The sequence below is a fragment of the Sinobacterium norvegicum genome, from assembly GCF_923077115.1.
Taxonomy (GTDB): Bacteria; Pseudomonadota; Gammaproteobacteria; order Pseudomonadales; family Sinobacteriaceae; genus Sinobacterium; species Sinobacterium norvegicum.
This window is the reverse complement of record NZ_CAKLPX010000002.1, coordinates 359110-384993: the sequence shown is the minus strand read 5'-3', so window position 1 is coordinate 384993 and position 25884 is coordinate 359110. Positions and strand designations below refer to the sequence as shown.

General features: G+C 51.8%; 24 protein-coding genes. 10 read left to right on the top strand and 14 right to left on the bottom strand.

What is annotated here, in order from left to right:
• Positions 1-13: 13 nt before the first annotated feature.
• Positions 14-1162, top strand: a complete 1149-nt coding sequence (locus L9P87_RS10755; protein WP_237444744.1) for a lipase family protein — start codon at positions 14-16, stop codon at positions 1160-1162.
• Between the two features lie 200 nt (positions 1163-1362).
• Positions 1363-1767, top strand: coding sequence for a GFA family protein (locus L9P87_RS10750; RefSeq protein ID WP_237444743.1), 405 nt, complete (start codon positions 1363-1365; stop codon positions 1765-1767).
• Between the two features lie 12 nt (positions 1768-1779).
• Here the strand turns inward: L9P87_RS10750 and L9P87_RS10745 are convergent, their stop codons facing one another.
• Together L9P87_RS10745 and L9P87_RS10740 are read right to left on the bottom strand one after the other, a co-directional pair.
• Positions 1780-2244 carry a hypothetical protein gene (locus tag L9P87_RS10745; protein ID WP_237444742.1) on the bottom strand — a complete coding sequence of 155 codons (465 nt, stop codon included), beginning with the start codon at positions 2242-2244 and terminating at the stop codon, positions 1780-1782.
• Between the two features lie 92 nt (positions 2245-2336).
• Positions 2337-3227 carry a LysR family transcriptional regulator gene (locus tag L9P87_RS10740; RefSeq protein ID WP_237444741.1) on the bottom strand — a complete coding sequence of 297 codons (891 nt, stop codon included), beginning with the start codon at positions 3225-3227 and terminating at the stop codon, positions 2337-2339.
• 183 nt (positions 3228-3410) lie between these two features.
• Between L9P87_RS10740 and L9P87_RS10735 the strand changes: the two genes are divergently transcribed.
• Complete coding sequence (locus L9P87_RS10735; RefSeq protein WP_237444740.1) at positions 3411-4094, top strand: nitroreductase family protein; 684 nt, start codon at positions 3411-3413, stop codon at positions 4092-4094.
• Between the two features lie 25 nt (positions 4095-4119).
• Here the strand turns inward: L9P87_RS10735 and L9P87_RS10730 are convergent, their stop codons facing one another.
• Positions 4120-4728: a glutathione S-transferase family protein gene (locus tag L9P87_RS10730; RefSeq protein ID WP_237444739.1), complete on the bottom strand. Its 609-nt coding sequence runs from the start codon at positions 4726-4728 to the stop codon at positions 4120-4122.
• A 148-nt stretch (positions 4729-4876) separates the two neighbouring features.
• Complete coding sequence (locus L9P87_RS10725) at positions 4877-5572, bottom strand: type 1 glutamine amidotransferase domain-containing protein (RefSeq protein WP_237444738.1); 696 nt, start codon at positions 5570-5572, stop codon at positions 4877-4879.
• A 142-nt stretch (positions 5573-5714) separates the two neighbouring features.
• Here L9P87_RS10725 and L9P87_RS10720 point away from each other — a divergent pair, with 142 nt between their 5' ends.
• Together L9P87_RS10720 and L9P87_RS10715 are read left to right on the top strand one after the other, a co-directional pair.
• Positions 5715-6623, top strand: coding sequence for a LysR family transcriptional regulator (locus L9P87_RS10720; RefSeq protein ID WP_237444737.1), 909 nt, complete (start codon positions 5715-5717; stop codon positions 6621-6623).
• A gap of 127 nt (positions 6624-6750) precedes the next feature.
• Complete coding sequence (locus tag L9P87_RS10715; protein ID WP_237444736.1) at positions 6751-8070, top strand: DEAD/DEAH box helicase; 1320 nt, start codon at positions 6751-6753, stop codon at positions 8068-8070.
• A gap of 71 nt (positions 8071-8141) precedes the next feature.
• On the opposite strand, the gene fghA is transcribed toward L9P87_RS10715, so the two are convergent.
• The gene (gene fghA / locus L9P87_RS10710; protein WP_237444735.1) at positions 8142-9002 is read right to left on the bottom strand and encodes an S-formylglutathione hydrolase; all 861 of its coding nucleotides are present in this window, start codon (positions 9000-9002) and stop codon (positions 8142-8144) included.
• 76 nt (positions 9003-9078) lie between these two features.
• Entirely contained in the window at positions 9079-10194 is a 1116-nt protein-coding gene (locus L9P87_RS10705) for an S-(hydroxymethyl)glutathione dehydrogenase/class III alcohol dehydrogenase (RefSeq protein ID WP_237444965.1), read from the bottom strand.
• Between the two features lie 203 nt (positions 10195-10397).
• Between L9P87_RS10705 and L9P87_RS10700 the strand changes: the two genes are divergently transcribed.
• The gene (locus L9P87_RS10700) at positions 10398-11309 is read left to right on the top strand and encodes a LysR family transcriptional regulator (protein ID WP_237444734.1); all 912 of its coding nucleotides are present in this window, start codon (positions 10398-10400) and stop codon (positions 11307-11309) included.
• Positions 11310-11317: 8 nt separating this feature from the next.
• Here L9P87_RS10700 and L9P87_RS10695 read toward each other — a convergent pair whose 3' ends face one another.
• Positions 11318-11770: a MaoC/PaaZ C-terminal domain-containing protein gene (locus L9P87_RS10695; RefSeq protein ID WP_237444733.1), complete on the bottom strand. Its 453-nt coding sequence runs from the start codon at positions 11768-11770 to the stop codon at positions 11318-11320.
• A 202-nt stretch (positions 11771-11972) separates the two neighbouring features.
• On the bottom strand, positions 11973-13166 hold the full coding sequence (locus L9P87_RS10690) for an NADH:flavin oxidoreductase (protein ID WP_237444732.1): 1194 nt from the start codon (positions 13164-13166) through the stop codon (positions 11973-11975).
• Positions 13167-13299: 133 nt separating this feature from the next.
• Between L9P87_RS10690 and L9P87_RS10685 the strand changes: the two genes are divergently transcribed.
• Positions 13300-13890 carry a TetR/AcrR family transcriptional regulator gene (locus tag L9P87_RS10685; protein WP_237444731.1) on the top strand — a complete coding sequence of 197 codons (591 nt, stop codon included), beginning with the start codon at positions 13300-13302 and terminating at the stop codon, positions 13888-13890.
• A 44-nt stretch (positions 13891-13934) separates the two neighbouring features.
• Entirely contained in the window at positions 13935-15560 is a 1626-nt protein-coding gene (locus L9P87_RS10680; RefSeq protein ID WP_237444730.1) for a sulfatase-like hydrolase/transferase, read from the top strand.
• Between the two features lie 109 nt (positions 15561-15669).
• Here the strand turns inward: L9P87_RS10680 and L9P87_RS10675 are convergent, their stop codons facing one another.
• A complete protein-coding gene (locus L9P87_RS10675) occupies positions 15670-16770 on the bottom strand; it encodes an extracellular solute-binding protein (protein WP_237444729.1) in 1101 nt (366 codons plus the stop codon).
• Between the two features lie 114 nt (positions 16771-16884).
• Complete coding sequence (locus L9P87_RS10670) at positions 16885-18138, bottom strand: glycosyltransferase (protein WP_237444728.1); 1254 nt, start codon at positions 18136-18138, stop codon at positions 16885-16887.
• 75 nt (positions 18139-18213) lie between these two features.
• Between L9P87_RS10670 and def the strand changes: the two genes are divergently transcribed.
• A complete protein-coding gene (def, locus tag L9P87_RS10665; protein WP_237444727.1) occupies positions 18214-18753 on the top strand; it encodes a peptide deformylase in 540 nt (179 codons plus the stop codon).
• A 57-nt stretch (positions 18754-18810) separates the two neighbouring features.
• Complete coding sequence (locus tag L9P87_RS10660; protein WP_237444726.1) at positions 18811-19464, top strand: glutathione S-transferase; 654 nt, start codon at positions 18811-18813, stop codon at positions 19462-19464.
• 11 nt (positions 19465-19475) lie between these two features.
• Here the strand turns inward: L9P87_RS10660 and L9P87_RS10655 are convergent, their stop codons facing one another.
• The 4 genes from L9P87_RS10655 to L9P87_RS10640 all read right to left on the bottom strand — a co-directional run bounded on the left by L9P87_RS10655 (position 19476) and on the right by L9P87_RS10640 (position 25733).
• Positions 19476-20420 carry a mechanosensitive ion channel family protein gene (locus tag L9P87_RS10655; protein ID WP_237444725.1) on the bottom strand — a complete coding sequence of 315 codons (945 nt, stop codon included), beginning with the start codon at positions 20418-20420 and terminating at the stop codon, positions 19476-19478.
• 11 nt (positions 20421-20431) lie between these two features.
• Complete coding sequence (locus L9P87_RS10650; RefSeq protein ID WP_237444724.1) at positions 20432-22768, bottom strand: AAA family ATPase; 2337 nt, start codon at positions 22766-22768, stop codon at positions 20432-20434.
• A gap of 74 nt (positions 22769-22842) precedes the next feature.
• On the bottom strand, positions 22843-23751 hold the full coding sequence (locus L9P87_RS10645) for a UDP-glucose 4-epimerase family protein (RefSeq protein WP_237444723.1): 909 nt from the start codon (positions 23749-23751) through the stop codon (positions 22843-22845).
• Positions 23752-23759: 8 nt separating this feature from the next.
• A complete protein-coding gene (locus L9P87_RS10640) occupies positions 23760-25733 on the bottom strand; it encodes a polysaccharide biosynthesis protein (RefSeq protein WP_237444722.1) in 1974 nt (657 codons plus the stop codon).
• Positions 25734-25884: the final 151 nt, after the last annotated feature.

Here is a 25884-nt window from a genome sequence, read left to right as displayed (position 1 = left end):
GAAAGGAATCGATATGTCGACACTTACACCTCATTACGCGGCCACGCTAGCTTCGGATATCTATGCCATCAAGTCAGAACTTTCTCGAGATGTCTTTCTAGCCATCTACGAAAATGAATTCGATGTTAATTTTGAAAAGAGTTCAAAGCGTCTATCAGGCAGCACTGGCTGCTTCATCAAAGAACAACACGTCATGGGAATTGCGGCCCTAGGTAAAGATAAATACTCGGGCCAGGCATTTGTCGCTTTAAAAGGTACCGCGGGGTTATTCGATGCACTCACCGATCTAAATGCAGGCCTCAAACCCAGTCATAATGGCGGCTATGTACATCAAGGGTTTTATTACACCTTCGCCTCAATACTGCCCGACCTTCAGGCCTTTGTCCGCGACTGTAGTGGGCAGCGTATCCACACTATTCACTGCGTAGGCCATAGCCTAGGCGGTGCTCTTGCTACATTAACTGCAGACTGGCTAAGTACACAGCTAGCCTGCACGGTAAAACTCTACACATTTGGCTCACCACGTACCGGTCTAGAGTTCTTTGCCGCGAAGGCCTCCAGCAGATTAGGAAGTAGCAATATTCATCGGGTTTACCATAAAACAGACCCAGTCCCAATGGTGCCAACTTGGCCGTTTGTACATGTACCTAATAATGATAGCGACTATTTGCTCAACTCACGAGTCAGCCCACTTCCTTGGGAGTTCCATAAGATGGATAATTATATGACGTCCACACGATCGAAAGACTGGATGACTCTGAAGACACATCGACCAAAATCTTATATGGATATCACAATTGAACGCTGGCTTAAATCCGACAGCTTTGTTGCCCTCGGGATTAACAGTATTGAACTGGTCGGGGCAGCCTTATTATATGTAGTAAAGAAAGTAACCAACGGGTTGGGAATAATTTTAGTATCAGGCTTCAGTACAACTTTTACGATACTTGATCGACTGGCTTATTTGATGTCAAAAGCTGTCAACTATAGTAAGGAACTCTCACGCTGGGTCATCCTCCTGATCAAACGTTTGGGGAAAATGTTCGGCATTATTGTCACCGACACCACGAAATTCACTGCCTCATTCATTCGCAGTATATTCTTACGACTACACAGCGATATTGGTCACCTGATCCGGAAAACTGGTCAAGCTCTGTTTTAATAAATTCGGGCTCTTAAGATGGCATCCCTTAAAAACCACCCAAAAGTCCTCATTCAGTCACAGCAACAATACCGAGGCCGTGTTTGAGCGCAGCGAGTTGCCGATCAATCTTTTAATGGCACTCTAGTCCGGGTATTCCCGCAGTGTGTCGAGGCTGCCGCTATACTGATCAATCAAAAAAACAACAACAGGGGTTTGTGATGACCGGGAATGTAACCGAGGTAGATGGCGTCAGCGTTGAGACCAAGCACAAGGCCAGCTGTCACTGTGGCGCGGTGGCAATTGTACTAGACCTACGCCAGGGCTTGGGCGAACTGAGGCGCTGCGACTGCTCGATGTGTCGACGCCGCGGGGCGATTGTGGCCTCGGTGCCGCTGGCCGGCATCAGCATTATCAAGGGGGCTGAGGATCTCACCCTTTACCAATTTAACACCCACACCGCCAAACATTATTTTTGCCGCCACTGCGGCATTTACACCCACCACCAACGGCGCTCCAATCCGAGTCAATATGGCTTCAATGTCGCCTGCTTGGAGGGTATCAACCCGCTCAAGCTCAGCAACATCCCCACCCACGATGGCGTTCACCACCCCGCCGACCGCTAACAAAACATCGCCCTAATGCACGGCAAAATTCAGTTGCGGGTCGAGGCGGTTGAAGGGGAAGTTTAGGTGGTTGTTAAAATACTCACCGTGGCCGGCGATATTGCGAAAGGCACTGGTGATTCTTTTGATCGGGCTGACCTTCTCCTGCCGGGCACTGCAGTTATCGAGCAGCTTACCAACCACAGCAAACACATAGCTGGCCTTATGGTTTTCATTATTTTGAATCAAGGCATTGATGCAGTACATCGCCGACAGCGATAAATTTTTACAGGCATTGGCCTGCATATTTTTTTCCGCCTGCGATAAATAAATAATACTCAACTCGAACGAACAGCCGCTGTAGACAACCGACTGCTGCCAGTCACCCTCCTCATAATACAACGCGGCTTGATTCATCCAATCAAACCATAGCGACACCATGTCGGCATCCGATAATTTACCGAGTTCGTCCTGATGGGTGGGACATAAGAATTGCATAGCGACAAATACCTGTATGAGTTAACGGAATCACACAAAGTTAATGCAAATGATAACCATTATCAAATGGTTTTTAGCCCAGCCTCTGTGAATCAAACAATATTGGTAATATCACCACGATTGCGCTGGAAGTAATCGACGGCAAAGCGGTTGAAGGTCTTGATCAACTGCGAGGTAAAACGGTTGGAGGCATAGAGCAGGTTGATATCCAATACCGGCAGTGGCTGATGCTGTAACACCTCGACCAATTCGCCGCTGCGGATAGACGCCATGGCTATCATCGGCGGCAGTTCACCGATCATCTGGCCGCTGCGAATCGCATTCAAAACATGACTGTATTCGTTGCAGCAAAAGGCTGACTCCAGGGTGAACAGCTGTTCGCCAAAACGCCACTGCGGTTTACCGTTAGTCGGTAGGAAGGTGGCAATCGGCAACGCCAATAGCTGTTCGATGGTCTCTGGCCGGCCATGCTGGTCGATAAACTGCGGCGTGGCGACCACCATATGGCGCATCGACGCCAGCTTTTTAGCGATGGCCAACTCATTATTAATGTCGCCGATGCGCAGCATAATATCGATGCTGTCGTCGATAAAGTTCAGCTTGCGAGACTGGGTTAATAGCTCTATGCGTATGCCCGGATTAGCCCGGTAGAACTCACTAAACAGCGGCGTCAGGGCCTCCAGTGCCGGCGGAATAGAAATGCGTAAACAACCGCGTAACTGCTGATCGTTTGACTGCATTTTTTGCTCGCCAAAGAATATCTCCTCAAGCCCCTGCACCGCATGTTGATAGAGCGTATTGCCGGCGTCAGTCAACATCAGCGACCGCGTGGTACGCTCCAGCAAGCGTTGCTGTAGCGCGCTCTCCAACTCACTGACACGGCGACTGACTGTTGCCACAGGAATACCGGTCTTACGGCTGGCAGCGGAGAAACTGCCCTGCTGCACAACATTGACGAAGATATTCAGCGAATTCAGGTCCATGTAACACCTTTTTTAGCAGTAGTGAGGAGGCATATATAATATTACCACGATATTTGGAAAGGTCATTCCTGCTTTCACCGGCTTATCCACAGACCTCGCTCTCGTTATAGTGGCGTCATCAAACGGGCTGGCCCAGTGACATCAGCACCGATACCCACCAGACACCATCGCAGAGAAACGATTATGAACAAAGCCATCGACAGCGCCGCAAGCATCGACAACAAGACACAGACTAACACCGCCGCAACACCAGCAAACCCAATGATAGAGTTGATCAAAAATCGTCGCTCGCTGAATCATTTCGACCCCGACCACACCATGAGTGAACAGGAAATTGCCCGTCTGGTTGCGCTTGCCACTCAGGCACCAACGGCGTTTAACGGCCAAAACTGGCATTTTATTGCTGTCCACAGCGACACACAAAAAGCGACATTGCAGCAAATGGCCTTCGATCAGGCCAAGGTCAGCGAGGCCTCGGTCAGCTTTATCATCGTCGGTCGTCTCGATATTCACCGCAGCCTGGCCGAGTCACTGCAGCCCTCTATTGCCAACGGCACGCTGCCTCAGCAGGTCGCCGATGTCTGGCAGGGCATGGCCGATGGTATGTACGGCGACAACCCCACCATGCAGCGTGACGAGGCGATGCGGACAGGCTCATTAGCCGCTATGACGCTGATGATGGCGGCGGAATCGATGGGTTATGGCTCTTGCCCGATGATTGGCTTCGATGCCGAGGCGATACAGCAGACGTTTAATCTCAGTGCCGAAGAAGTACCGGTCATGCTGGTCACCGTAGGACGTGAAGTCGCCGGCAACTGGCAGAAGAAGCAGCGCCGCCCGGTGAGTGAAGTACTCACTCTGGTTTAACTTAACAGCACTGCCCTAGCCTGGTTTAACCCAGGCTGGCCGCCGCCAAATAGCCCGAACGCTGCTGCATTTTTGCCAGATAGGCTCGGGTCTTCGGCCGCTGCTCGAGCAAGCCGATGCCGTCGGCGAACTCCAAAACAATCGTCATCATAATATCGGCGGCGCTAAAGTCGTCGCCGGCAAAGTATGCACGATCACTTAATGCCGATTCGATATAGGCAAAATCCAGCGCCACCTCTTTGGCGATGTAACCATCCATCGGCTGATCGCCAGCACGGGTTTCCATCCCCATAAACAGTCGACACATCACCGGCAAAGCCAATGAGCCCTCGGCAAAATGAGACCACTCCAAGTACTGATAATACGCCCTACTGGCCGCCGGAGGCCTTAAGCGCCCGCGGCCGTATTGGTCGAGAATGTATTCCATCACGGTACTGGATTCACACAGCGTAATATCGCCATCGACAATCACCGGCGCCTTGCTCAGTGGGTGTACGGCAGCGAGACTGGCGGGGGCTAAATGGGTTTGCTCATCGCGCTGGTGATCAACCCGCTGGTAGGGGGTTTGAAGCTCTTCAAGCAGCCACAGTACTCGCTTAGAACGAGATTGATTCAAATGGTGGACGGTTAACATGGTGACTCCTGGAGTGAATTAACGACGAATAAACGGGTAAACCGCCTGAGTTTACGCAGCACCATCGGTTTTAGATCTAATCGTCACTAACAAGACGACAACAGCCTGACCGAAGGGCTCGGCCAGGCTGTTGATAACGCGGTAAGACTTAGGCTAGGGCAGCCAACAGTTTCTCCGCCACCAGCTCTGAGCTGCCGGGGTTTTGACCACTGATTAGCAGGCCGTCCTGCACCGCAAAGGCATTCCAATCGGCAACTTTTTGATAATCGCCACCGCGCTTCACCAACTCGTCTTCCAGCAAGAAAGGCACGATGTCGGTAAGCTGCACCGCCTCCTCTTCGGTGTTGGAGAAACCGGTGACCACCTTATTGTTAACAACAAAATCACCGGCGGGAGTTTTCACATTCAATACCGCCGCCGTCGCATGACAGACCACCGCCACTGGTTTATTGGCGGCAAAAAAGGCTTCGATCAGTGCGATTGAATCGCTGTTATCGGTCAAATCCCATAGCGGGCCGTGGCCACCGGGGTAGAACACACCGTCGTAATCACCGGCCTGTACATTCGCCAACACCTGAGTCGTGGCCACCAGTGCCTGGGCAGCGGCATCTTGATCATAGCGCTGGGTCGAGGCGGTTTGAAAGTCGGCCATTTCACTCTTCGGGTCTATCGGCGGCTGGCCACCGGCTGGAGAGGCCAGCACCACGTCAACACCGGCATCGACAAGTGCGTAATACGGGGCGGCGAATTCCTCGACCCAAAATCCTGTTTTTTCACCGGTATTACCCAGTTCTCCGTGGGAAGTAATAACCATCAGTACTTTTTTGTTGGTTGCTGTATTCATTGCTGCGCTCTCTCTGTGTGTCGGAAATTGGTTGTTAGGCAATCGCTGCTTTAACCATTGAGATCAGTGTAGACCCATGAGTCAGGTCAAACAATACGAATAAAATCGAACACATTGTTCAGCAAATTGATACAATCCAACAATGAAACTCTCCTTTGAACAGCTCAAAAGTATGGTCGTCTTTGCCCAAGTCGTCGAGCAGGGCAACCTTACCGCCGCCGCCAAGCATATTGGCCTATCCCGCGCTGTGGTGAGTTACCACATCAAAAAATTAGAATCTCAACTGGGCGTCAAACTGCTTAACCGGTCGACCCGCTCGGTCACCCTGACCGATGCTGGCAGCGCCTACTACCAATCCTGCCGCATCATTGCCGACCAAGCCGCCAACGCCAATTTGCACATTGAACACTTCAAAAATGAACCCGAGGGGCTGCTTAAAATCACCTGTCCAGTCAATGTCGGCCTGCAAATAGTAGTGCCGGCGCTGAATGAATTTCGCCGCCTCTACCCTAAAATTGACCTCGATGTGATGCTAACCGACGAGGTGGTGAACATTATGCAGGAGGGTATCGACCTGGCGATTCGCGGCGCGCCACTGCCCGACTCTGGCCTACAGGCCAGCAAGTTATCCACTCTGGCCACCTGCCTCTGCGGCTCACCGGAGTATTTTAAAAAACACGGCAGACCCCACAGACCCGTCGATTTAGAACAGCATGACTGGGTGGTATATAAGCAAAGCGCCGCAACAATTACTCTCAGCAAGGGCCAGCGCTCATACAGCATTGCGGTCAAAGGCGGCATCAGCACCAATAATGCCGCCGCTCGCACCGCCTTTATTGAGGGTGGCCATGGCCTCGGCAGAATCCCGCTGTACGATGCCAGGCCAAAAATCGATGCCGGCTCACTGGAGTCGATACTCGACGACTACCAAGCCGGTGATATTGATATCTATGGTGTTTTTCCACCCGGCGCCGCCGGTTCTAAAAAACTGCGGCTGTTGATTGACTATCTCAAAGAGTATTTCAGCAAGCTGGACCGACAACGCCCCTAACCCCGCTGCGGCCCGATACCGCAAGGCCACTACCCCAATACGGCCGCGAGCTGTTATAATACCAGCCGTACACTGCCGCCATCACCTGCTGCCGCAGCCTGTTTATTCCCTATACCCGAGACCCATCATGCCATTCTCCACGCTTGGATTAAGTGACGCTATTGTTAATGCCCTCAGCGAAAAAGGCTATCAGACTCCCAGCCCTATTCAACGCCAGGCGATTCCAGCGATACTCAATGGCAACGATGTCATTGCCGCGGCGGCCACGGGCAGCGGTAAGACCGCCAGCTTTGTGCTGCCGTTATTGCAGCAGTTCAGTAACTGCAACAAGGTGCGCGGCAAGCGTATCCGCTCGCTGATTTTAACGCCAACACGGGAGTTAGCCGTGCAGGTGGAAGAGAATATTCGCCAATATGGCAAACATACCGGCGTCACCTCGATGGCCATGTACGGCGGTGTCGATGAGGAACCACAAAAGCAGCAACTGATTGAGGGCGTGGATATTGTTGTTGCCACCCCCGGCCGACTACTCGACTTACTGTTTCAACGCGCACTGTACTTTGATGAGCTGAAGGTGTTGGTGCTGGATGAGGCCGATCGCATGCTGGACATGGGGTTTATCGCCGATATCAATAAGATTATCGAGCGACTCCCAGAGCAGCGCCAAAACCTGCTGTTTTCTGCCACCTTATCCGATCAGGTGCGGATGCTGGCCAAGACCACTATTCACCGGCCGATAGAAATCTCACTGGCCGCCAGCGACAAAGACCGACCACAGATCGAGCAGTGGGCAATTACCGTCGACAAAGACAAGAAATCTGCCCTGCTCAGCCATCTGATCAATGAACAGCAGTGGCAACAGGGCTTGATTTTTATTAAAACTAAACACGGCGCCGCCAAATTAGTCGGCCAGTTAGAGAAACGCGGCATCAAGGCCGAGGCCTTTCACAGCGGCCGCAGCCAGGATTCACGCAGCAACTTATTGGATGATTTTAAATCTGGCAAACTACAGTTTTTAGTTGCCACCGGTGTTGCCTCCCGCGGTATCGATATCGACGAACTCAGCCGGGTCATCAACTACGACCTGCCCGACGAGGCCGATGACTACATCCACCGCATTGGCCGCACCGGCCGCGCCGGCGCCGCAGGCGAGGCGATCTCGCTGGTTTCCCGCGACGATTTCAGAAGCCTCTGCGCCATTGAAAGCCGCTTGGATAAACTGTTAGAGCGCCGCGTGGTCGAGGGCTTTACACCCAATAAGGAGGTGCCGGTGTCGATTCTTAACTACGTGCCTAAAAACAGGCGACCACAACAGCGCACACAGTCCTCGCACCGCCAGGGTGAGAAGAACACCGCATCCAAGCAGGGTAACAAGAAGCGCAACCTGAACTCTAATGGCAACCCTAAAAAACCGGCACCGGGAAAACCCAACCCCTGGAACCTGTAAGCTTTTCAGAAAATAAAAAAAGGCTTAACCTAAGGGTTAAGCCTTTTTTATTGCTGATATCTAGTACTTTATCAAGCTGAGCCGACCAAATGCTTGGCGTGAAATATCAAGTGCTGCTCGATAAACGAGGCGATAAAATAATAACTGTGGTCATAGCCGGGCTGATATCGCACCTTGGCGTCAACACCATTCGCCTGCGCCGCCTGCACCAAATTATCAGTCAACAATTGCTCCGCCAGAAAACTATCATCCAAGCCCTGATCGACCAAGATCGGCAACGCCTTACCCGCGCCCTGATTCATTAGCTCGACGGTGTCGTACGCTGACCAGGCCGCCACATCATCACCAAGGTAAGCGGCAAACGCCTTCTTGCCCCATGGGCTGTTAACCGGGTTAACAATCGGTGAGAAGGCAGAGGCAGAGGTATAAACACCGCTGTTTTTTAGCGCGATAGTCAGCGCACCGTGACCACCCATGGAGTGACCGCTGATAGCTTTTTTTGTTGTGACCGGAAACACCGATTCGACCAACGCGGGCAATTCATCGACGATATAGTCGTACATTTTATAGTGACTATTCCACGGCGCCTCGGTGGCATTCAGATAAAAGCCCGCGCCCAACCCCATGTCATAGGCACCATCGGCATCGTCGGCAACACCGTCGCCACGGGGGCTGGTATCGGCCATTACCAAGGCGACACCTAGCGCTGCTGCATAGCGCTGCGCGCCAGCCTTATGTGAAAAATTGTCGTCGGTACAGGTTAAACCCGACAACCAATACAACACCGGCACCTTACCGCCGTCGTCGACCTGCGGCGGCAGGTAAATCGAAAACGTCATCTCACAGTTCAGGCTGCTCGAGCGATGCTGGTACTTTTTATGCCAACCGCCGAAACTGCGGTTGGCTGAGATCATTTCTAACGATGAAGACATGTAACCGATACTCCTGAAGTCAAAAAGCCGCCGCGGTTTGGGCGCAGCGGCGATAACAGCTCGCGATAAAAATCGATTACTTATCGTAGTGAATCACGGTGCGTATCGATTTGCCCTCATGCATCAGATCGAAGGCATTATTGATCTCATTCAAGCCCATGGTATGAGTGATAAAGGTGTCGAGCTGGAACTCACCGTCCATATAACGCTGCACGTAATCGGGCAGCTGAGAACGTCCCTTCACACCACCAAAGGCAGACCCCTTCCAGACTCGACCGGTCACCAATTGGAATGGACGGGTGGCTATTTCCTGGCCGGCACCGGCCACACCAATGATAATCGACTCACCCCAGCCCTTGTGGCAGCACTCCAGCGCCGAGCGCATCAAATGCACATTGCCAACACACTCGAAGGAGTAATCAACACCGCCATCGGTCATATCGACTATCACTTCCTGAATCGGCTGATCGAAGCTCTTCGGATTCACCACGTCGGTGGCACCGAGTTGCTGCGCAATCTCAAACTTCGATTCGTTGATATCGATGGCGATAATACGGCTGGCCTTGGCCATGCGAGCACCGATAATCGCCGACAAACCAATGCCGCCCAAACCAAAGACGGCGACGGTATCGCCGGGTTGAACATTGGCAGTATTACTCACTGCACCCATGCCGGTGGTGACGCCACAGCCGAGTAAACAGACCTCCTCCAGTGGTGCCTCTTTGTTGATGTTGGCCAGCGATACCTCAGGCAGTACAGTGTACTCAGAGAATGTCGAGCATCCCATATAGTGATAAACCGGCTTGCCATCTTTGGAGAAGCGGGTGGTGCCATCGGGCATCAAGCCCTTGCCCTGAGTCTCACGCACCGCGGAGCAAAGGTTGGTCTTGCCCGATTTGCAGAACTTGCACTCACCACACTCGGCGGTATACAGCGGAATCACATGGTCGCCAACCGCCACACTGGTCACCCCCTCACCGATGCGCTCAACAATACCACCGCCCTCGTGCCCCAAGACAGCGGGGAAAATCCCCTCGGGATCATCACCGGACAGAGTAAACGCATCGGTATGGCAGACACCCGTGGCGACAATACGTACCAAGACCTCGCCCGCCTTCGGCATCTCCAAATCCAGCTCTTCTATTTGCAGCGGCTGACCGGGGCCCCAGGCAACGGCGGCGCGTGTTTTCATTGTCTCTTTCGACATAGTGTTCTCCAGTATTCGGTGACGGGCAATCTGAGGCGGGTAGCCAAATTGAAAGCAGCCCATACAGTGTAGTTGCTGACTTAAGTGATAAGATGATTATTAACCATTACCCGAAAAAAGATAATACCCTGTCATTGCAATATACTATTACTGTACAGTAACAATAAGCCGGATTTCAGGGAATCAACATGGCCATCAACAACTGGCAGGGCCTGGACGAGTTTGTCGCCGTGGTCGAGGCCGGCAGCTTCACCGCCGCCGCCAAGCAACTCGAGGTGTCAACCGCCCACGTCAGCCGCAGCATTCATGCCCTGGAAAAGAAGCTGGCGGTCAAACTGCTGCATCGCTCTACCCGCCAGGTGAATACCACGGCCAGCGGCCAGATTTACTACCAACAGTGCCGGCAACTGGTCGATGGTCTGCTCGAGGCCAACCGCACCGCCACTCAGCTCAACACCACCCCCAGCGGCCTGATCAGAGTCACCGCCCCTATCTACTATGGCGAGCAGGTGATTGCCCCCCTGTTTAGCCAACTGCTATCCGAGTACCCCGACATAGAACTGGACTTGCAACTCAACAATCACAATGTCGACCTAATTGCCGAGGGTTTTGATTTGGCGATTCGTCTCGGCGAGCTTGCCGATTCCAGCTTAATGGCAAGAAAAATAGCCAGCCGGCGCTTCGATGTGGTCGGCTCGCCGGACTATTTTGGCCGCCACGGCCAACCCCATACGATTGACGAGCTGGCAGGCCACAATTGCCTGCGAGGAATGAGCGAACACTGGGTGTTCCAACAACATTCAGCCACACAGCCAAGGCAGCAGCGCCACCACAAGGATTATCGTGTCACCGGTAATTGGCGCTGCAACAGCGGCATCGCCGTTGCCACCGCGGCAATGGATGGCATCGGCCTGGCTCAACTGCCAGACTACTACACCGAACAGCCAGTGGCGCAGGGCAAATTGATTAAGGTCTTGAGCGGATATCGGCGGGAGGATGAGGGCATTTGGGCGGTCTACCCACAAAACCGCCACCTATCGACCCGGCTGAGGTTGGTCATCGATTTTCTTGTCTCAGCGCTGGATAAAAATAGAGAATAGCCGCCGCATTATGCTGGCACGGTCTCTTTAACGCCGATCAAAGTCGCCGTTTCAACACTGAACACCAACTCGTCTTTCTGATTATATAGATGATTAATCGTGGTCATAATGCCCTGAGCCGGATTGCTCTGCGAGCGACGCAACTTGGTCACCTCGGCACGCAGCCGAACCCGGTCATCAACATAAATAGGCTTGATCATCTGCATGCGGTTAAACCCAAGTCCGGCAATAATTGCGCCATTACTGCCAATATCAAGTCTGCTGCCGAGGGCAGAAAATATGGAAAAAGTATGGGCCGAGCAGGTGATCAGGCCACCAAAAGCAGCCTTGCCCGCAGCCTCATCAATATGAAACGGCTGTGGATCCCACTTGCTGGCAAACTCAACTAACTCTTGCTGGGTTACCGTATAGGCCGGCGAATTCATCACCAAACCCACATGATAATCTTCAAAATACATCATGGCGATTCTATCTACTCAATTTATTATCGACGGTATTATATCGACATAAATTAGAGAGAAAAGATAAACTTAACAATGATTAACGGTAAATCTCCTGCCCCCCTATTTTTGGACTACAACCTAACAGCAGATATAAGGTGTTAAAATGGTCGAGACAGTAGATGCTTACCCGTCGACTAACACTTTAAGCCTAACGCCTAGACTAAGCGACTTCGACGCAACGAATGCCGTCGGGATGTTCAATCAACGTGGCACACTTATTACAGTGACTGCAGCCGTTTTTATAATTGGCGTCGGCCATTGCATGCTTGACGAAGTCCGGGTCGTGAATCAGGCTGCGGCCGAGTTGAATAAAGTCGAAACCCGCCCCCATTACCCGCTCGATGTCGGCATTGCTGCTACAGCCACCGATATAGACTACGGCGCAGTCGACCGCATCACGAATACGCTGAGCCTGCGGCAGAAAGTAGGTATCTTCGTAGGGGTATTGGCGGAATAGTTTCGGCCCGACCAGTTTTAGACCGAACTTCATAATAGGGTTTGTTTCTTGCTCGATCATACCGTTAAGCAGCGTATCGCCGCGGAACATCAGCATTGGATTCATGCTGCTGGTGCCGCCACTGGTAATAATGCCATCGATGCCGCCCTTATCCAGCATCTTGGCAATCTCGACCGCATCATCTATTTTGATGCCATCACCGACACCGTCCATCATGCTGATCTTGCCAATAATCGGGAAGTCGTCGCCGACCGCAGCGCGCACCGCCGCCAATACTTCAAGGGCAAAGCGCATGCGGTTTTCCAAGCTGCCGCCGTATTCATCCTTGCGCTTGTTGGTGCGCGGGCTGATAAACTGGCTGATGCCGTAGCCGTGGCCAAAGTGGATCTCGATCGCATCGAAACCGGTATTTTTCATGAACAACGCGGCACGGGCGAAGGTCTTGACCCGTTCTTTGATTTCAGGGATGGTCAGCGCACCGGCGAAGGGCATGCCCGAGGCAATGCCGACCGAATTAATGCCAAATGACGGGCCCAGTGGGCGGCGCCCCTTAAATTCTTTGTTCTTGGAAAAATTGCCACAATGAGAGAGCTGTCCCGACACCTTGGCACCATGGCTGTGAACATCACTGATAATTTGCTGCAACTGCGGCTTGATCTGCTCATCCATATAGAGCATCGAATCCATCACCCGGCCGTTGGACTCAGCACCGCAGTAAGCCAGTGTTGTCATGCCGATACCGCCCTCGGCCAGACGGCTGTGGAAGGCGCCGAGGCTGGGCTTGGGTGCGCCGTTGGCACTCATGCCTTCGAATGTCGCCGCCTTAATAATACGGTTACGCAGCTCGAGGCTATTTATTTTTGCACCGGAGAAGCATTTTTCCAAATATTGAGACATCGAATCGAACCTTGTAATTATTCAGTATAGTGATAGCATACAAGTTATGTAACTTAACTACATTTGTCAAACAGTTGTCGCCACAGCGACGTTACCAAGTCGCAACAAAAGCCTTATTGGCCGAGAAAACACCATGAGTCAAAGAAAAAGCCAGGCCGAGCGGCGCGCCCACACCCAATCGGCAGTGCTCAACAGCGCCATTGAATTATTTGGTAGCCAGGGTTTTCACAACACCTCACTGGAAGATATAGCCAATCATTGTGGCGTTACCATACGTCCGATTTATCACTATTTCGGCAACAAGCTAAAATTATTTGAAGCGGTTACCGAGGCAATGGAGGCCAACATACTACTGACCTTCAGCGAGGCGAAAGAGACACCGCAGGCCAACCCCGTACTGGCCAGCCTCGATGGTTTTCTCGACCTTTGCTGCCAAGCGGACTTTCGTCAAATCGTGCTGCTCGACAGCCCCAATGTACTCGGTAGAAAGCGCTGGCTCAATACCGAGGTCAGTCAACAGGCCAAACAACATTTGCTCAAATCAGCCGAGCAATCTGCCGATCACTGGCCAATTGAAAAGCTCGAACTGATTACCCGCGTAGTAATGGCCAGCTTTGCTGAAATCGGCCTTTATATTGCCGAAGCAGAAGACTTAATTGGCGCCAGAAAACATGTCGATGAACTAATTGTTAGTTTACTCCAGCCTCTTGCTAGGCAACCATAGATAGAGCAGACACTGTTAAAAAAATAATTAAAAAAGTGAGAAAAATGATTTTTGAAAAAAATGCTATCGCGGCTTTCTCGGCAATAATTTTATCTGCCGCCATCTCCGCTCAGGCCGCTGACACCAAACCCAACGTATTGATTTTTGTTGCCGACGATTTGGGCTATGCCGACATGGGGTTTAAGGGATCGCAGATTCAAACACCCAACCTCGACCGACTCGCCGGTGAGGGCGCAGTGCTCAACCGCTTTTATACCGCGCCAATATGCTCCCCTACCCGCGCGGCACTGATGACCGGCCGTGACCCCGGCACCCTCGGGGTTGCCTACAGCGTCATCCTGCCCTGGGATACCGGCGGCGTGCATACTGATGAGCACTTTATGCCAGAGAGTTTCCAACAGGCGGGCTACCAAACAGCCATGGTCGGCAAGTGGCACCTCGGCCACAGTCAACAGGTGTTTCACCCCAACGAGCGTGGCTTTGATAGTTTCTATGGTCACCTGCATACCGAGGTTGGTTTTTACCCACCGTTCGCCAATCTCGGCGGCATCGATTTTCAGCGCAACGGCAAAACCATCGATGATCAGGGCTACGAGACCTTTCTGCTCGCCGATGAGGCCAGCCGCTGGATCGAGCAGCGCGATAAGACCCGCCCCTTCTTTATGTACCTGCCCTTCCTCGCCCCCCACGAGCCACTGGAGGCACCCGATGAGTTCGTCGAGAAGTATAAAGACTTAGAAGATCAGCGCGAGCCGGCCCGCAGCCCCTCGAGTGATATGTCAGCCTTTGGTCACATCCTGCCCTCACGACGTCCACTCTATGCCGCCGTGGTAGACGCCATGGATCAATCCATTGGGCAGGTGTTAGACACCCTCGACAGCGAAAACATTGCCGACAATACCATTGTATTGTTCTTTTCCGATAACGGTGCCACCCGTGTGGATGGTCGCGGCGGCGGCGATAATGCACCGCTACGTGGCGGTAAGGCCGAGAGCTATGAGGGAGGTATTCGCGTCGCCGCATTAGCCCGCTGGCCGCAACATATCGCAGCCGGTAGCGAGATTGATGAAATGATTACCGTGATGGATGTGTTCCCTACCCTCGCCGCTGCTACCGGTATAAAGGCCCAGAACAAGAAGACCTTTGATGGCTATAACGCCCTCAAGACGCTGACCGAAGATCAGCCGGTTGAACGCGACAACATTGTTATCTTTGGCTCCGAGATTCCTCTTTATGGTTCGTTCAACTTCGCTGCCATCGAAGGCGACTGGAAATTGGTTCAATGGGTAGAACAAGATCTGTATCAGATCACCGTCAAGAATGAGCTTTACAACCTGAGTAACGATATTGGTGAGTGGAACGACTTGAGCGACAAACATCCCGAGCAAGTTAAGCGCATGACCGAGGCTATTGCTCAATGGCGGGCCAATTATCCTATCAACGGTACCCGTGCACGTATCGCGGCGCCGCCGGGCTGGCATCCACCACTCGATTGGTCTACTTTCCCGCAACCTCTGAACGAATTACAGGAAGAGCCGGCGCATTCGATGGCGCCCAACAAACCCATACTGTACATGCTGGATCAAAAGCAGGGAGATCGCGGACGCCTGGTCTATGACTGTCAACGGCTATCGCTGCTGGGCAATGTCTGCAACCCTCTCAGTCCATAGCCGGGAGACAATCACTCCAAGCACCACCTGCCAGCAACAGCCAGGCATAAAAAAACCGTCATGATGCTTCACCATGACGGTTTTTTTGTGCCGCTAAGCAACCAACAATTTACTGCGCTCTGGCATTGTCCCAGATAGTCTGCTGATGCTTGGCCAAACGCTTTGGTGCCACCGATAGTAGGTAGAGCTTGCGTTGGATGGCTGGCGTGGGATAAATGTTCTCATCACCCAAGATTTCCTCATCGACAAACTCATTGGAGGCACTATTTACATTGGGGTACCACACATAGTTGGTCACATCGGCAATGATTTCAGGCTGCATCAAAAAGTTTAAGAATTCATAGGCCTCATCGACGTTTTGCGCATGCTTAGGAATAACCAACATGTCATACCAGGCCGAGGTTCCCTCGCGTGGTATTGAGTAGGCTAGCTCTATACCGGTTTCGTTTTCCTCTGCTAAATCAGCACCATAGAGAACATCACCCGACCAACCCAATACAGCGCAGAACTCGCCCTCTGACATTGCCTCAGAGATATCGGAAGTAAAGGTTACATAGGGGGCAAGTTTCTTCAGGTGTTTTTGCGCCATGCCATAGTAAATATCCTTATCCATGGTATTCGGGTCGCCACCGAGGTAGTTGATAATAATCGGTAACACTTCGTTGGGGGTGTCGACAAAGGCAACACCACAGTGTTGTAGCTTTTTCAGGTTTCTTGGGTCTAATAGAAGATCCCAGCTGTTGGTGGGGGCATTGCCATTAAAGGCTTTTTCGACAGCGTCAACATCATAACCAATGCCCACTGTTCCCCATAGATAGGGCACGCCATAGTTGTTAAACGGATCTTTTTGAGCGACGAACGCCATCGCCTCGGCATCAAGGTTACCCTTGTTGACCAGTTTGGCCTGATTGAGGTTTTGGAATACTGTCTTCTGCATCAACAGGCGCTGTGCCATATAATCGAGCGAGGTGACCACCAGGTCATACTCACTGCTGCCATCGTCCAGCAGGGTGTTGACTTCTTCTTCCTCATCAAACTCAACCAGGTTGACCGTAATACCAGTTTGCTCGGTGAATTTTTCGAGGGTATCCTCCGCCACATAGTCGGACCAATTATAGAAATTCAGGACTCTTTCCGCACCCTCACTGTGGGCGGCAACAGCCATCAGGCTGCCCAACATGACTGACAGGGCTTTTGTTCTTAAACGCATTATTTTCTCCACAACCAAGGCTAGGATTTATTATAATTTCGCACAGCCTCTGAATATAACACTTCAGCCATGCGGCAGACCAGCGAATCGACCAATTGTTCGACAAAGCATTCTCTAGTGCTTGTTTTTTTCCTCGATCCACTGGGCCATATACTGGGTGCTTTTGTGATGATGATGGCGCAACATTTGGCCGGTAAAATTAGCCAGCCTAAGCTGAGCCAGGTTATCTTTGACAACCTCGATGCGAGTTAAAAGCTGCGCTGAAAGTGAGGAGTAATCATAGTTCGCCGCCAACAAGCGGCGGCTATGCTGCTGTTTAACCAGCCAATCTGCGCCCTGATAAAGGCCGACCGCAGCGTCGATAAACTCTTCATCACTGTTGCAGATCAGCCCCGGCCATTCGCCACCATCACCCATCGCCTCTGCGCCGACCGGCGTCGTCACACTGGGGGTGCCGCACAGCATGGCCTCGACCAACTTGCCCTTTTGGCCAGCCCCAAAACGCAGCGGCGCCAATAACACCTTCGCACCAGCGACGACCTGCTGAGCATCATCGGCCCAGCCTTTAACCATAAAGCCCTGCTTTGCTTGATGTAATTGAGTGGCTTTTTTCGGTGGGTAGGCGCCATAAACATGCAACTCAGCCTGCGGTAGACGCTGACGAATTTTTGGCCAAAGCTGCTTCAACTGTAACACCGCATCCCAATTCGGCTCATGGCGGAAATTACCGATAGAGACAAAATGCTGGCGCTGCTCGAAGCTGGGCAGGCTATCTAATGGGGCTGCCTCAGGCAGCATGAATGGGTTGTGGCACAGCAGGCTGGCAGGGACACCAAACTGCTCTCTTAATAACTGACACTCATACTCCGATATCATCAGGGTTAAATCACTGCGATAAATCGCCGCGACCTCCCGCTTGGCCATATCGGTACAATAATCTTGATAACACACCTGACGCTGCTGCTTTACCGCGTTATGGCGCGCATGTCGCAGAAAATGCAAATCTTCAGTATCGAGTATCCTCAATGCCTCGGGACACTGCTGCTCCACCCGCCAACCAAACTGCTCCTCCATCATAAAACGGTCAAACAACACCATGTCTGGCTGATAATCGGCGACGTAGTCATCAAAGCTGGCGCAATTCAAGGCAATGCTGTCGGCAGCCACCCCCATCGCCTCGAGGTCGACATGATGCTCGCCTTTCTGCGCCGGACTGGCAAAGCGTAGCTGCCACTCCTGGGCCAAAAATAGCTGGATAAACGTCATCATCCGCCTGCCGGCGGCAGAGGAGTTGGGTTCCGGCCACACATAACCAATAATCAATAGTTTAGGCTGCGTTTCGGTGCCGGCACTGCAACGGTTTAGCATAGTCTCGTCTCGGGCAGGAAAAAGCGCTATTGTAGGGGGTATTGTCGCCACCACCAACTGATCACCGAGGATAATATGGCCGCGGTTCCCAGCCAAGCCCAAAATATCGCCCAACTTGGCGAGCCAGTATTGAGAACCATTGCCGAGGCTGTCGATGACATTGGTTCGCAGGCCTGCCAGGCTCTAATAAAGCAAATGCTTACCCGCGCCGAAGAGACCGGCGCAATGGGGCTGGCCGCGCCGCAGATTTTTATCGCCAAACGTGTCATCGTCATCTCATCAAAACCCAATAGCCGCTATCCGACAGCACCACTGATGACACCGATGGTAATGATCAACCCGACAATCGATGAATGGAGCAGCGACAAGAACTGGGACTGGGAGGGCTGCCTATCGATACCCGGCATACGAGCCCAAGTCGAGCGCAGCAGTGAAATCGACGTCAGCTTTTACGATGTCGAGGGGGAGCGACAGCAGCAACGATACCAAGGCTTTGTCGCCAGAATCATTCAGCATGAGATCGACCACCTAGACGGCACCGTCTTTATCGATCGGACCGACAGCCGCAATATTGTCACCGAGCAACAGTGGCGACAGCGCTTAACCGACAATTGATAAACCCCGCCACTGAGGCATAATGGCAGCGCCCTATTGTTAATCCGTGAGTTCTCTGTGCCCAATAACGCCGTTTTATATTCTTTTCGTCGCTGCCCCTACGCCATGCGCGCCCGCTTGGCGATTACCTATAGCCAGCAGGCTGTCGAACTGCGTGAGGTGGTATTAAAAAACAAGCCTCAGACTCTGATCGACGCCTCAGCCAAGGCCACAGTGCCTGTGTTAGTGCTAAGCGATGCCATCATCGACGAAAGCATCGATATTATGGCCTGGGCGTTGCATCGGCGTGATGAGGATAACTGGCAACGACGGGAAGACACTGCCAAGCAGGCCGAGATACAACAGCTGATCAGCGATAACGACATCATATTCAAGCACTGGCTGGATCGTTATAAGTACGCTGACCGCTACCCCGAACATGACCCACTGTATTACCGCCAACAGGCTGAGCAGACACTCAGCGGCTTAGAAACACGGTTAGAGCAACATCGCTACCTCATTGATGACGATATCAGCTGGGCTGACATGGCCATCATGCCGTTTATCCGCCAGTTTGCCCACAATGATAAACGCTGGTTTTTGCAGTCACCCTACCCGCAATTAATACGGTGGCTGGAACAACTAATGACACAGCCGCCTTTTATCGACATTATGCAGAAATACCCCCCCTGGCAGACCGGCGATAGCATTACCCTGTTTGGTCAAGGCTGAAAACAGCGCTGCTATTCTTCAACGATACTCGGCAGCGGGGTCTCGTCGAGGCTACGATGCAATACTGCCGGCGGCTTAATATCGAGCTTTTGAAACTCCTTCAGTACCCGCAGATTGATGTCGGTTTCAAATTTCTTCTCATAGCGGGTATCTAACACGTAGGCCTTGAGCCTCAACATAACCATCAAATAACCCTCGATAATCTGCTGCGACACCAATACCACAATCGGCTGCGAGCTATAGACATAACGACTACTCGCCGCCGCCTCACGAATCACCGTCTCGGCTTGCTCAATGTCCTGATCGACACCGATGTAGAAATTGATGCCGACATGCATCGATAACTCACCAAAGTTGCCACTGACCGTCGACTCACTGAGAAATTTGTTATTGGGAATCGTCACCACATCGTCGTTGAGGGTATTCATCCGCACCGAACGCAGGCCGATCGATGTGATATCGCCATACTGGCCATCAAACGTCACACGATCGCCAACCTGAAAAGGCCTATCGATCATAATCATAATACCGGCAATAAATGATGCTACTAAATCCTTCAAGGCAAAGCCGACTGATACCGCCACCGTACCACCAATCAGCGCCAGCACCCGATCATCCACCCGTAGACTGAGGTTAAACACCGCCAGCGCTGTCGAGATATAAATAACAAACTGAAACACAGTCTCTGATTTTTGCAGCATTAAACGACGCTGTACAAACTGACTGCTGATACGCTCGACGAAACGATGCACCACACGCAGCATTAACCAAGCGATAAACACCACAAATACCGAGGTAAAAACACCACTCCAACGAATCAATTGAGCAAACTGGCCCAGCGCCTCGCCGCCGTTCGCCATCAACTCGGCCTGAGCCAGCCCCAGTTGAGGCAATAACAGGGCCGCCACAAACAGCATCAGGCTGAATAGGGCGTGCTGTTTCTTTGTTGTTCTCATTCTTAAGCCCTCTATAGGCGCAGTAAATGCTGGCGGACCAACACGGTCGCAATAGCGTGATACCACGGCCAGACAATCTGGTAATAACCATCGCATGACATCAGATAACCGGCGCTGGTTAAACGTCGTAAAGCATCGACAACCTCCTCACTACTGAGATTGATACAATTGGCAATCTGATCCTTAGTGCCCTGCTCCAACTGCATTATCGCCCGCAATACCAACAGTGAGGTCACCCGCATGGTATCGAGGTGGCCGGCGTCGGGTATATCAAATAAACGCACAATAATATGCGGTTCACCCTCGGGATCCAGCTCACCAAACTCATTGAGCCGTCCCTCAAATAATGACTGCTGCCACAGAAACAGCGTAATACCAGGGTTGCCCTTGCTGTAATCCCAGAGAATACGGGCATAACTGCTCATCGCCGCCTTCTCCTCTGGCTCATCACCTCGACCCAGCTGCCGCGGCAATACCAGGGTGGAAAAATTAGGTTCGATATCAGCCTGTTTATTTCTAGCCGATATCAGGCCGGCAATGTTTTTCTCGCTCCACGGCGGCAGTGCAATCTCCCTATCGAACAAAAAACGCTCCCCTCTGGCCAGCTCAATAAACCGCCAGCACGAGGTCTCAATAGTCATCACCCAGGAAACCGTCGACGAGCTGCGTCGCATCAGCCGTACCAGTCGATCTAGCTCCTTCAACCCGCTGATAGTCGGTGTAATAATACGCTGCACATCATCGATACAAATGACTCGAGGAACATCCTCTTTCAACAGGTTGACGATGTCTCGCGATGGCGCATCAAGCGCAAGCCCCAGTGCCTTGCCTATCACCGGCAGCAGGTCAGAGAAATCACCCAGAGGGGTCGATACAACCACCGTCTGCTTACGATCGCTGAGCTCATCCGCCAGAGAGCGAAGAAAATGACTGCGCCCCATGCCACGTGCGGCATAGACCACCCCGATTGTCGGCCGATCATCGATGCACTTATCCGCAATGAGTTGGCGCTCTGCCGCGGCAACATCGCTATTGTAATAACTCGACGGGGTATGCAAGCCAAAGCAGGACTCTAATTGACTGCTGATAGGCTGGTATTCAGAATTGTCATCCTTCGCCGACTGCCGTGCCACCTCGATGCGAAATAGATAGGCCATCCAACTGCGCACCAACTCCTGCTCACTGACAGAGATCAACACAAAACTGGAAAGCTGGTACACCATTAAAAACAAAATACCGGCCACGGTATACACAATGCTGAGCGGCGCCTCCCGCTTTGCCAGCAACACCTTAACCACCGGGATATCACGGTAGCGCCGCTGTCGCAAACGCTCGAAAACATAGGGCCGCCACCAGCGTAACAGGGTATAGCCGACGGGGAGCATAACCAACCAATAGGCGGTATCAAACCAGTGTTCAATCGTTCCCCAGGCCAACTCCAACGATTTCAGGCCCGACGAAATCAAACCGATGAAAATAAAGGTATAACCGATCAGTTTCAGTGATTTTAAACGCCGTTCCGCCATCTCGTTATTGGTCGAGCCACTGCGATACCCCATCGCGGTATCAATAAAATAGATGGCCACAGCACCCAGTAATAACCAGTCGATGACTGTTTGAAAAATATAAAAACGTACAAAGAATAGCAAATCGGCGGCAATGGAAAAGACCATGGTTAGTAAAACAAACCACTCCAATGGCTTGCGCAGGCGCAGATACCACCAGCTAATCCACTGGGGCAGCGTGCGCTTTTCCCCTGCCTCGACATGGTTAAATTTGAGTATTGCGGCAATGCCACGTCGGCGCCAATAGATGAAGAAGGCCACGACCAGTAAAATCTCGATCACTGCTATCACCAGTGGCACCGGCGACAACAACATATCATTGCCTAAGCTGCCAAAGCCGCTGTAGATATGCTGCTGTTTAATGGCCACGGATAATCGATAAAGCCGCAACTCTAACTGTAAATTGCGCACCCCGGACGGGCCAAAGCCGACCACCTTACCGGCAATGCTGCTGGGGGCGGCATCGATTAATTGGGTACGGACTTTCAGCAATGCCAGAGTGTCTTGCCAGAGTTCAAATCGCTGCTCGCCGGTGCTCGTCTCATCCGCTAACAGCTGTTCTATTTTATCGCTGCGCTGGCCCAGGTCTTGGTAGATTTCAAACAGCGACTGATCCGTGGCGGCACGGGGGAAGCCCCGCTTAACAAGCCCTTGGTATGTTTGCTGCCAATCCGTCGTCAGTTTTGAGTACTGTTGCTCGGAGTCACTTACGGCAAAGACTGGCTGCGATAACAGCAGCAGCCAAAGCAGCGCAAAAGTCTGCCGAATTATTATTATTTGCATAGCCAACCTTTTGATATTCCATTATAAAACAATGCTAATTAAACGGCTTTCAACGCTCTAAGTAATAGCACGGATTATACTGTTTTAGCCAATCCATAAGAGACACTAAACGGTGGCTGCCAGCCCAACGTCTTCTGGGTATGACTAATATCGACGACCAAACTGGTAAACAGTCGCTGAGCGATACCGGGCGCTATTCGTGTCATCAAGCGCCGACAAAATATAGGCAGTGGCAGCAGACGCAAATGCTGTCGGTTTGCCTCGGCAATATTGATCAGCAAATCGCTGAGCGATAGGTCCATCCCATCACTGACTAAAAATGTCTCGCCCGCCGCCTCAGAGTGCGCTAAACAAGTGACAATCAAATCGGCCAAGTTATCGACAAAGACCAGGCTGCGACGGTTATTGATACCACCCAAGGGCAGTGGTACCCCCCTACAGGCAATCCGGCTTAGTGCGCAGAAATTCCCCTTAACACCCTTGCCGTAAACCAGGGGCGGGCGGATGATAACCAATTCCATACCGCTGTTGTTCGACAACTGCATCAGGCTCTGCTCAGCCTCCCACTTGCTGAGCCCATAAGGGTCACAAGGTTGAGCGATATCGTCGTGGCGAAACGCTTGATCGGCTTCGGTAAACTCACCGTTGACCTTGATGGTACTGATAAAAATGAAGCGCTTTACACCAGCGGCGGCGGCTTGACGGGCAAGATTCACAGTGCCCTGTGTATTCACCGCGCGAAATGCCGCCAAGGGGTCAGCGCTTTGATCATCCATCACATGCACCCTGGCGGCACAGTGAACAACGACCTCAATACCATCAAATAGATTACCGTAATCGGCAGCAGCAGTGATTCTAGCCTTGCCAGCAACACCATCGAGTATCATCGACTGCTCTGAAAACAAAATATAGCTATTTGCGTGATCGTATTGCAGCAGCGACGAGCCAACAAAGCCTGTGTCACCGGTAAGAAGGACGTTCATATAGGGCGTTACTTAGTCTGTGGCTGCTGCACTAATTTTAAGGGTTTAGACGGCTGCATAGGCGGCAACTCATCGACGGCGCTGGGCTGACGCTTCGCTCTCCACAGCAAATCACCAATACCGTGAGTCGGGGCAAAACCGGTCGGTGTATCGAGCAAAATACGGCGAATTGATTGATGATCGAAGTTATGACAGGCAACATCCAACTGCTTGATGATCGATTCGAAGTCTGGCAGCGGCAAAAAGGCCTCTGAGGTAGTCATTATGCGCTCGTGGGCTGTGCCACTGACATCGTCGCCAATCAGCAATTCTTCAAACAACTTTTCACCGGCGCGTAAACCGGTAAACTTAAGGGCGATATCGCCGTGGGGGTTGTCTTCCGTCTTCAGCTCCAACCCCGACAACCTCACCAGATCCTTCGCCAAATCGACAATCTTAACTGGCTCCCCCATGTCGAGCACAAAGACATCGCCCCCTCGCCCCATGGCCCCAGCTTGTATTACCAGCTGGGCGGCCTCGGGTATTGTCATAAAGTAACGAATAATATCGGGGTGGGTTACGGTAATTGGGCCACCCTCGGCCACCTGTTTCTTAAACAGCGGAATTACCGAGCCAGAAGAGCCCAAGACATTACCGAAGCGAACCATGGTAAAACGGGTTTTATCACAGTCACTGGCCAGTGCCTGCAACGCCATCTCGGCCATCCGCTTACTGGCACCCATTACATTGGTCGGTCGCACCGCCTTATCGGTAGAGATTAAAACAAAGGATTCAACACCGGCCTCTATCGCCGCCTTAGCCGCATAATAGGTACCAAACAGGTTGTTACGGACACCTTCAACAACGTTATTTTCAACCATTGGCACATGTTTATACGCTGCCGCGTGATATACGGTTTGAACACCAAAGGTATCAAAAATTGCCACCAGCCTGTTTTGCCGCTGAACTGAGCCTAAAAACGGCATTATCTCTAAGTCGATCAACCCTTCTTCAGCCTTAATATTATTAAGCTCTTTGTCGATGTTATACAGTGCGAATTCTGAAACCTCGAATAAGATTAACTGCTTGGGTTGCTGGCAAATAATCTGTCGACACAGCTCCGAACCGATAGAACCGCCAGCACCGGTAATCAGTACCACCTTGTCCTTGATATCGGCTTGCATCAGAGACTTCTGCGGCACCACAGGGTCACGCCCCAGCAAATCTTCAATTGGCACATCACGCAGCTCATCGATTTTAGCCTTACCACTGACAATATCAGTCATTCGAGGGACAGTGAGCACCTCAACCGGCAGATGCACCAGGCTGTCGATAATCGCTTTTTTCTCCGACCGGGTTGCCTTCGGCAGCGCCAACAACACTTTTCGCACCGATTTCTTTTCTATTAAATCTTCCAGCTCATTGAGCCAACAGACCCTCACACCCTGAATAACAGTGCCCGAGAGCGTTTTGTCATGATCGATAAACGCCTTAACCTTATAGGTGTCGGAGTGCCTAAGCGCCATTGCCAGCAGGCGACCGGTGCTGCCGGCGCCATAAATGACAACACGCTCATGACCTTTCTCAAAACTCTGCGCCACTAATACCCGCATAATCAAGCGGGAGCCGCCACAGAGCAATATTAAAAAGGCGCCGTAAATAATCGGCACCGAACGGGGAATATTGGCATCGGCAAAAAAGGAGGTCAGGGTGACAGAGAGTATAGAGATAAGGGCGCCAACAAAGACCACAAACAGCGCGTGAAAGGTGAGATAGCGAAGAATCGCTCGATATAAACCCAATTTAGCAAAGGCGACCAGGGTGGCGATCAGGCTGACAGAAAAAACCGCCCAATTTAAAGACGAATATACCACCTCAAATGAACCCCAGCGCGCCCAATAAGCCCCCCAGAAGGCGAGAGTGATAAAGGCCGAATCAATCACAACACTCAACAACCTCTTGTATACACGAGGCATATTCCATAAAAAGTTAAGCTGCGGCATGAAATCCCTTATAGGTAAAAATAACGCCTGTTAAACGCTTTTATTATTGTCACAATCCAAAATAACCAGTCACAAGTAAACAAGCAATAAAAACAACACTTGTTATGATAGCATGGCATACTTGAATTTCCTGCCGAAAACGTATTGATTT

What these genes read in the sequence shown, in the direction of transcription:
- L9P87_RS10720 (WP_237444737.1), top strand. Translation starts at nt 5,715, where the DNA reads ATGAAACTCTCCTTTGAACAGCTCAAAAGTATGGTCGTCTTTGCCCAA.
- L9P87_RS10745 (WP_237444742.1), bottom strand. Translation starts at nt 2,244, where the DNA reads ATGCAATTCTTATGTCCCACCCATCAGGACGAACTCGGTAAATTATCG.
- L9P87_RS10695 (WP_237444733.1), bottom strand. Translation starts at nt 11,770, where the DNA reads ATGATGTATTTTGAAGATTATCATGTGGGTTTGGTGATGAATTCGCCG.
- L9P87_RS10685 (WP_237444731.1), top strand. Translation starts at nt 13,300, where the DNA reads ATGAGTCAAAGAAAAAGCCAGGCCGAGCGGCGCGCCCACACCCAATCG.
- L9P87_RS10680 (WP_237444730.1), top strand. Translation starts at nt 13,935, where the DNA reads ATGATTTTTGAAAAAAATGCTATCGCGGCTTTCTCGGCAATAATTTTA.
- L9P87_RS10655 (WP_237444725.1), bottom strand. Translation starts at nt 20,420, where the DNA reads ATGAGAACAACAAAGAAACAGCACGCCCTATTCAGCCTGATGCTGTTT.
- L9P87_RS10640 (WP_237444722.1), bottom strand. Translation starts at nt 25,733, where the DNA reads ATGCCGCAGCTTAACTTTTTATGGAATATGCCTCGTGTATACAAGAGG.
- L9P87_RS10690 (WP_237444732.1), bottom strand. Translation starts at nt 13,166, where the DNA reads ATGTCTCAATATTTGGAAAAATGCTTCTCCGGTGCAAAAATAAATAGC.
- def (WP_237444727.1), top strand. Translation starts at nt 18,214, where the DNA reads ATGGCCGCGGTTCCCAGCCAAGCCCAAAATATCGCCCAACTTGGCGAG.
- L9P87_RS10645 (WP_237444723.1), bottom strand. Translation starts at nt 23,751, where the DNA reads ATGAACGTCCTTCTTACCGGTGACACAGGCTTTGTTGGCTCGTCGCTG.
- L9P87_RS10675 (WP_237444729.1), bottom strand. Translation starts at nt 16,770, where the DNA reads ATGCGTTTAAGAACAAAAGCCCTGTCAGTCATGTTGGGCAGCCTGATG.
- L9P87_RS10735 (WP_237444740.1), top strand. Translation starts at nt 3,411, where the DNA reads ATGAACAAAGCCATCGACAGCGCCGCAAGCATCGACAACAAGACACAG.
- L9P87_RS10700 (WP_237444734.1), top strand. Translation starts at nt 10,398, where the DNA reads ATGGCCATCAACAACTGGCAGGGCCTGGACGAGTTTGTCGCCGTGGTC.
- L9P87_RS10725 (WP_237444738.1), bottom strand. Translation starts at nt 5,572, where the DNA reads ATGAATACAGCAACCAACAAAAAAGTACTGATGGTTATTACTTCCCAC.
- L9P87_RS10730 (WP_237444739.1), bottom strand. Translation starts at nt 4,728, where the DNA reads ATGTTAACCGTCCACCATTTGAATCAATCTCGTTCTAAGCGAGTACTG.
- L9P87_RS10740 (WP_237444741.1), bottom strand. Translation starts at nt 3,227, where the DNA reads ATGGACCTGAATTCGCTGAATATCTTCGTCAATGTTGTGCAGCAGGGC.
- L9P87_RS10670 (WP_237444728.1), bottom strand. Translation starts at nt 18,138, where the DNA reads ATGCTAAACCGTTGCAGTGCCGGCACCGAAACGCAGCCTAAACTATTG.
- L9P87_RS10755 (WP_237444744.1), top strand. Translation starts at nt 14, where the DNA reads ATGTCGACACTTACACCTCATTACGCGGCCACGCTAGCTTCGGATATC.
- L9P87_RS10705 (WP_237444965.1), bottom strand. Translation starts at nt 10,194, where the DNA reads ATGAAAACACGCGCCGCCGTTGCCTGGGGCCCCGGTCAGCCGCTGCAA.
- L9P87_RS10750 (WP_237444743.1), top strand. Translation starts at nt 1,363, where the DNA reads ATGACCGGGAATGTAACCGAGGTAGATGGCGTCAGCGTTGAGACCAAG.
- fghA (WP_237444735.1), bottom strand. Translation starts at nt 9,002, where the DNA reads ATGTCTTCATCGTTAGAAATGATCTCAGCCAACCGCAGTTTCGGCGGT.
- L9P87_RS10650 (WP_237444724.1), bottom strand. Translation starts at nt 22,768, where the DNA reads ATGCAAATAATAATAATTCGGCAGACTTTTGCGCTGCTTTGGCTGCTG.
- L9P87_RS10715 (WP_237444736.1), top strand. Translation starts at nt 6,751, where the DNA reads ATGCCATTCTCCACGCTTGGATTAAGTGACGCTATTGTTAATGCCCTC.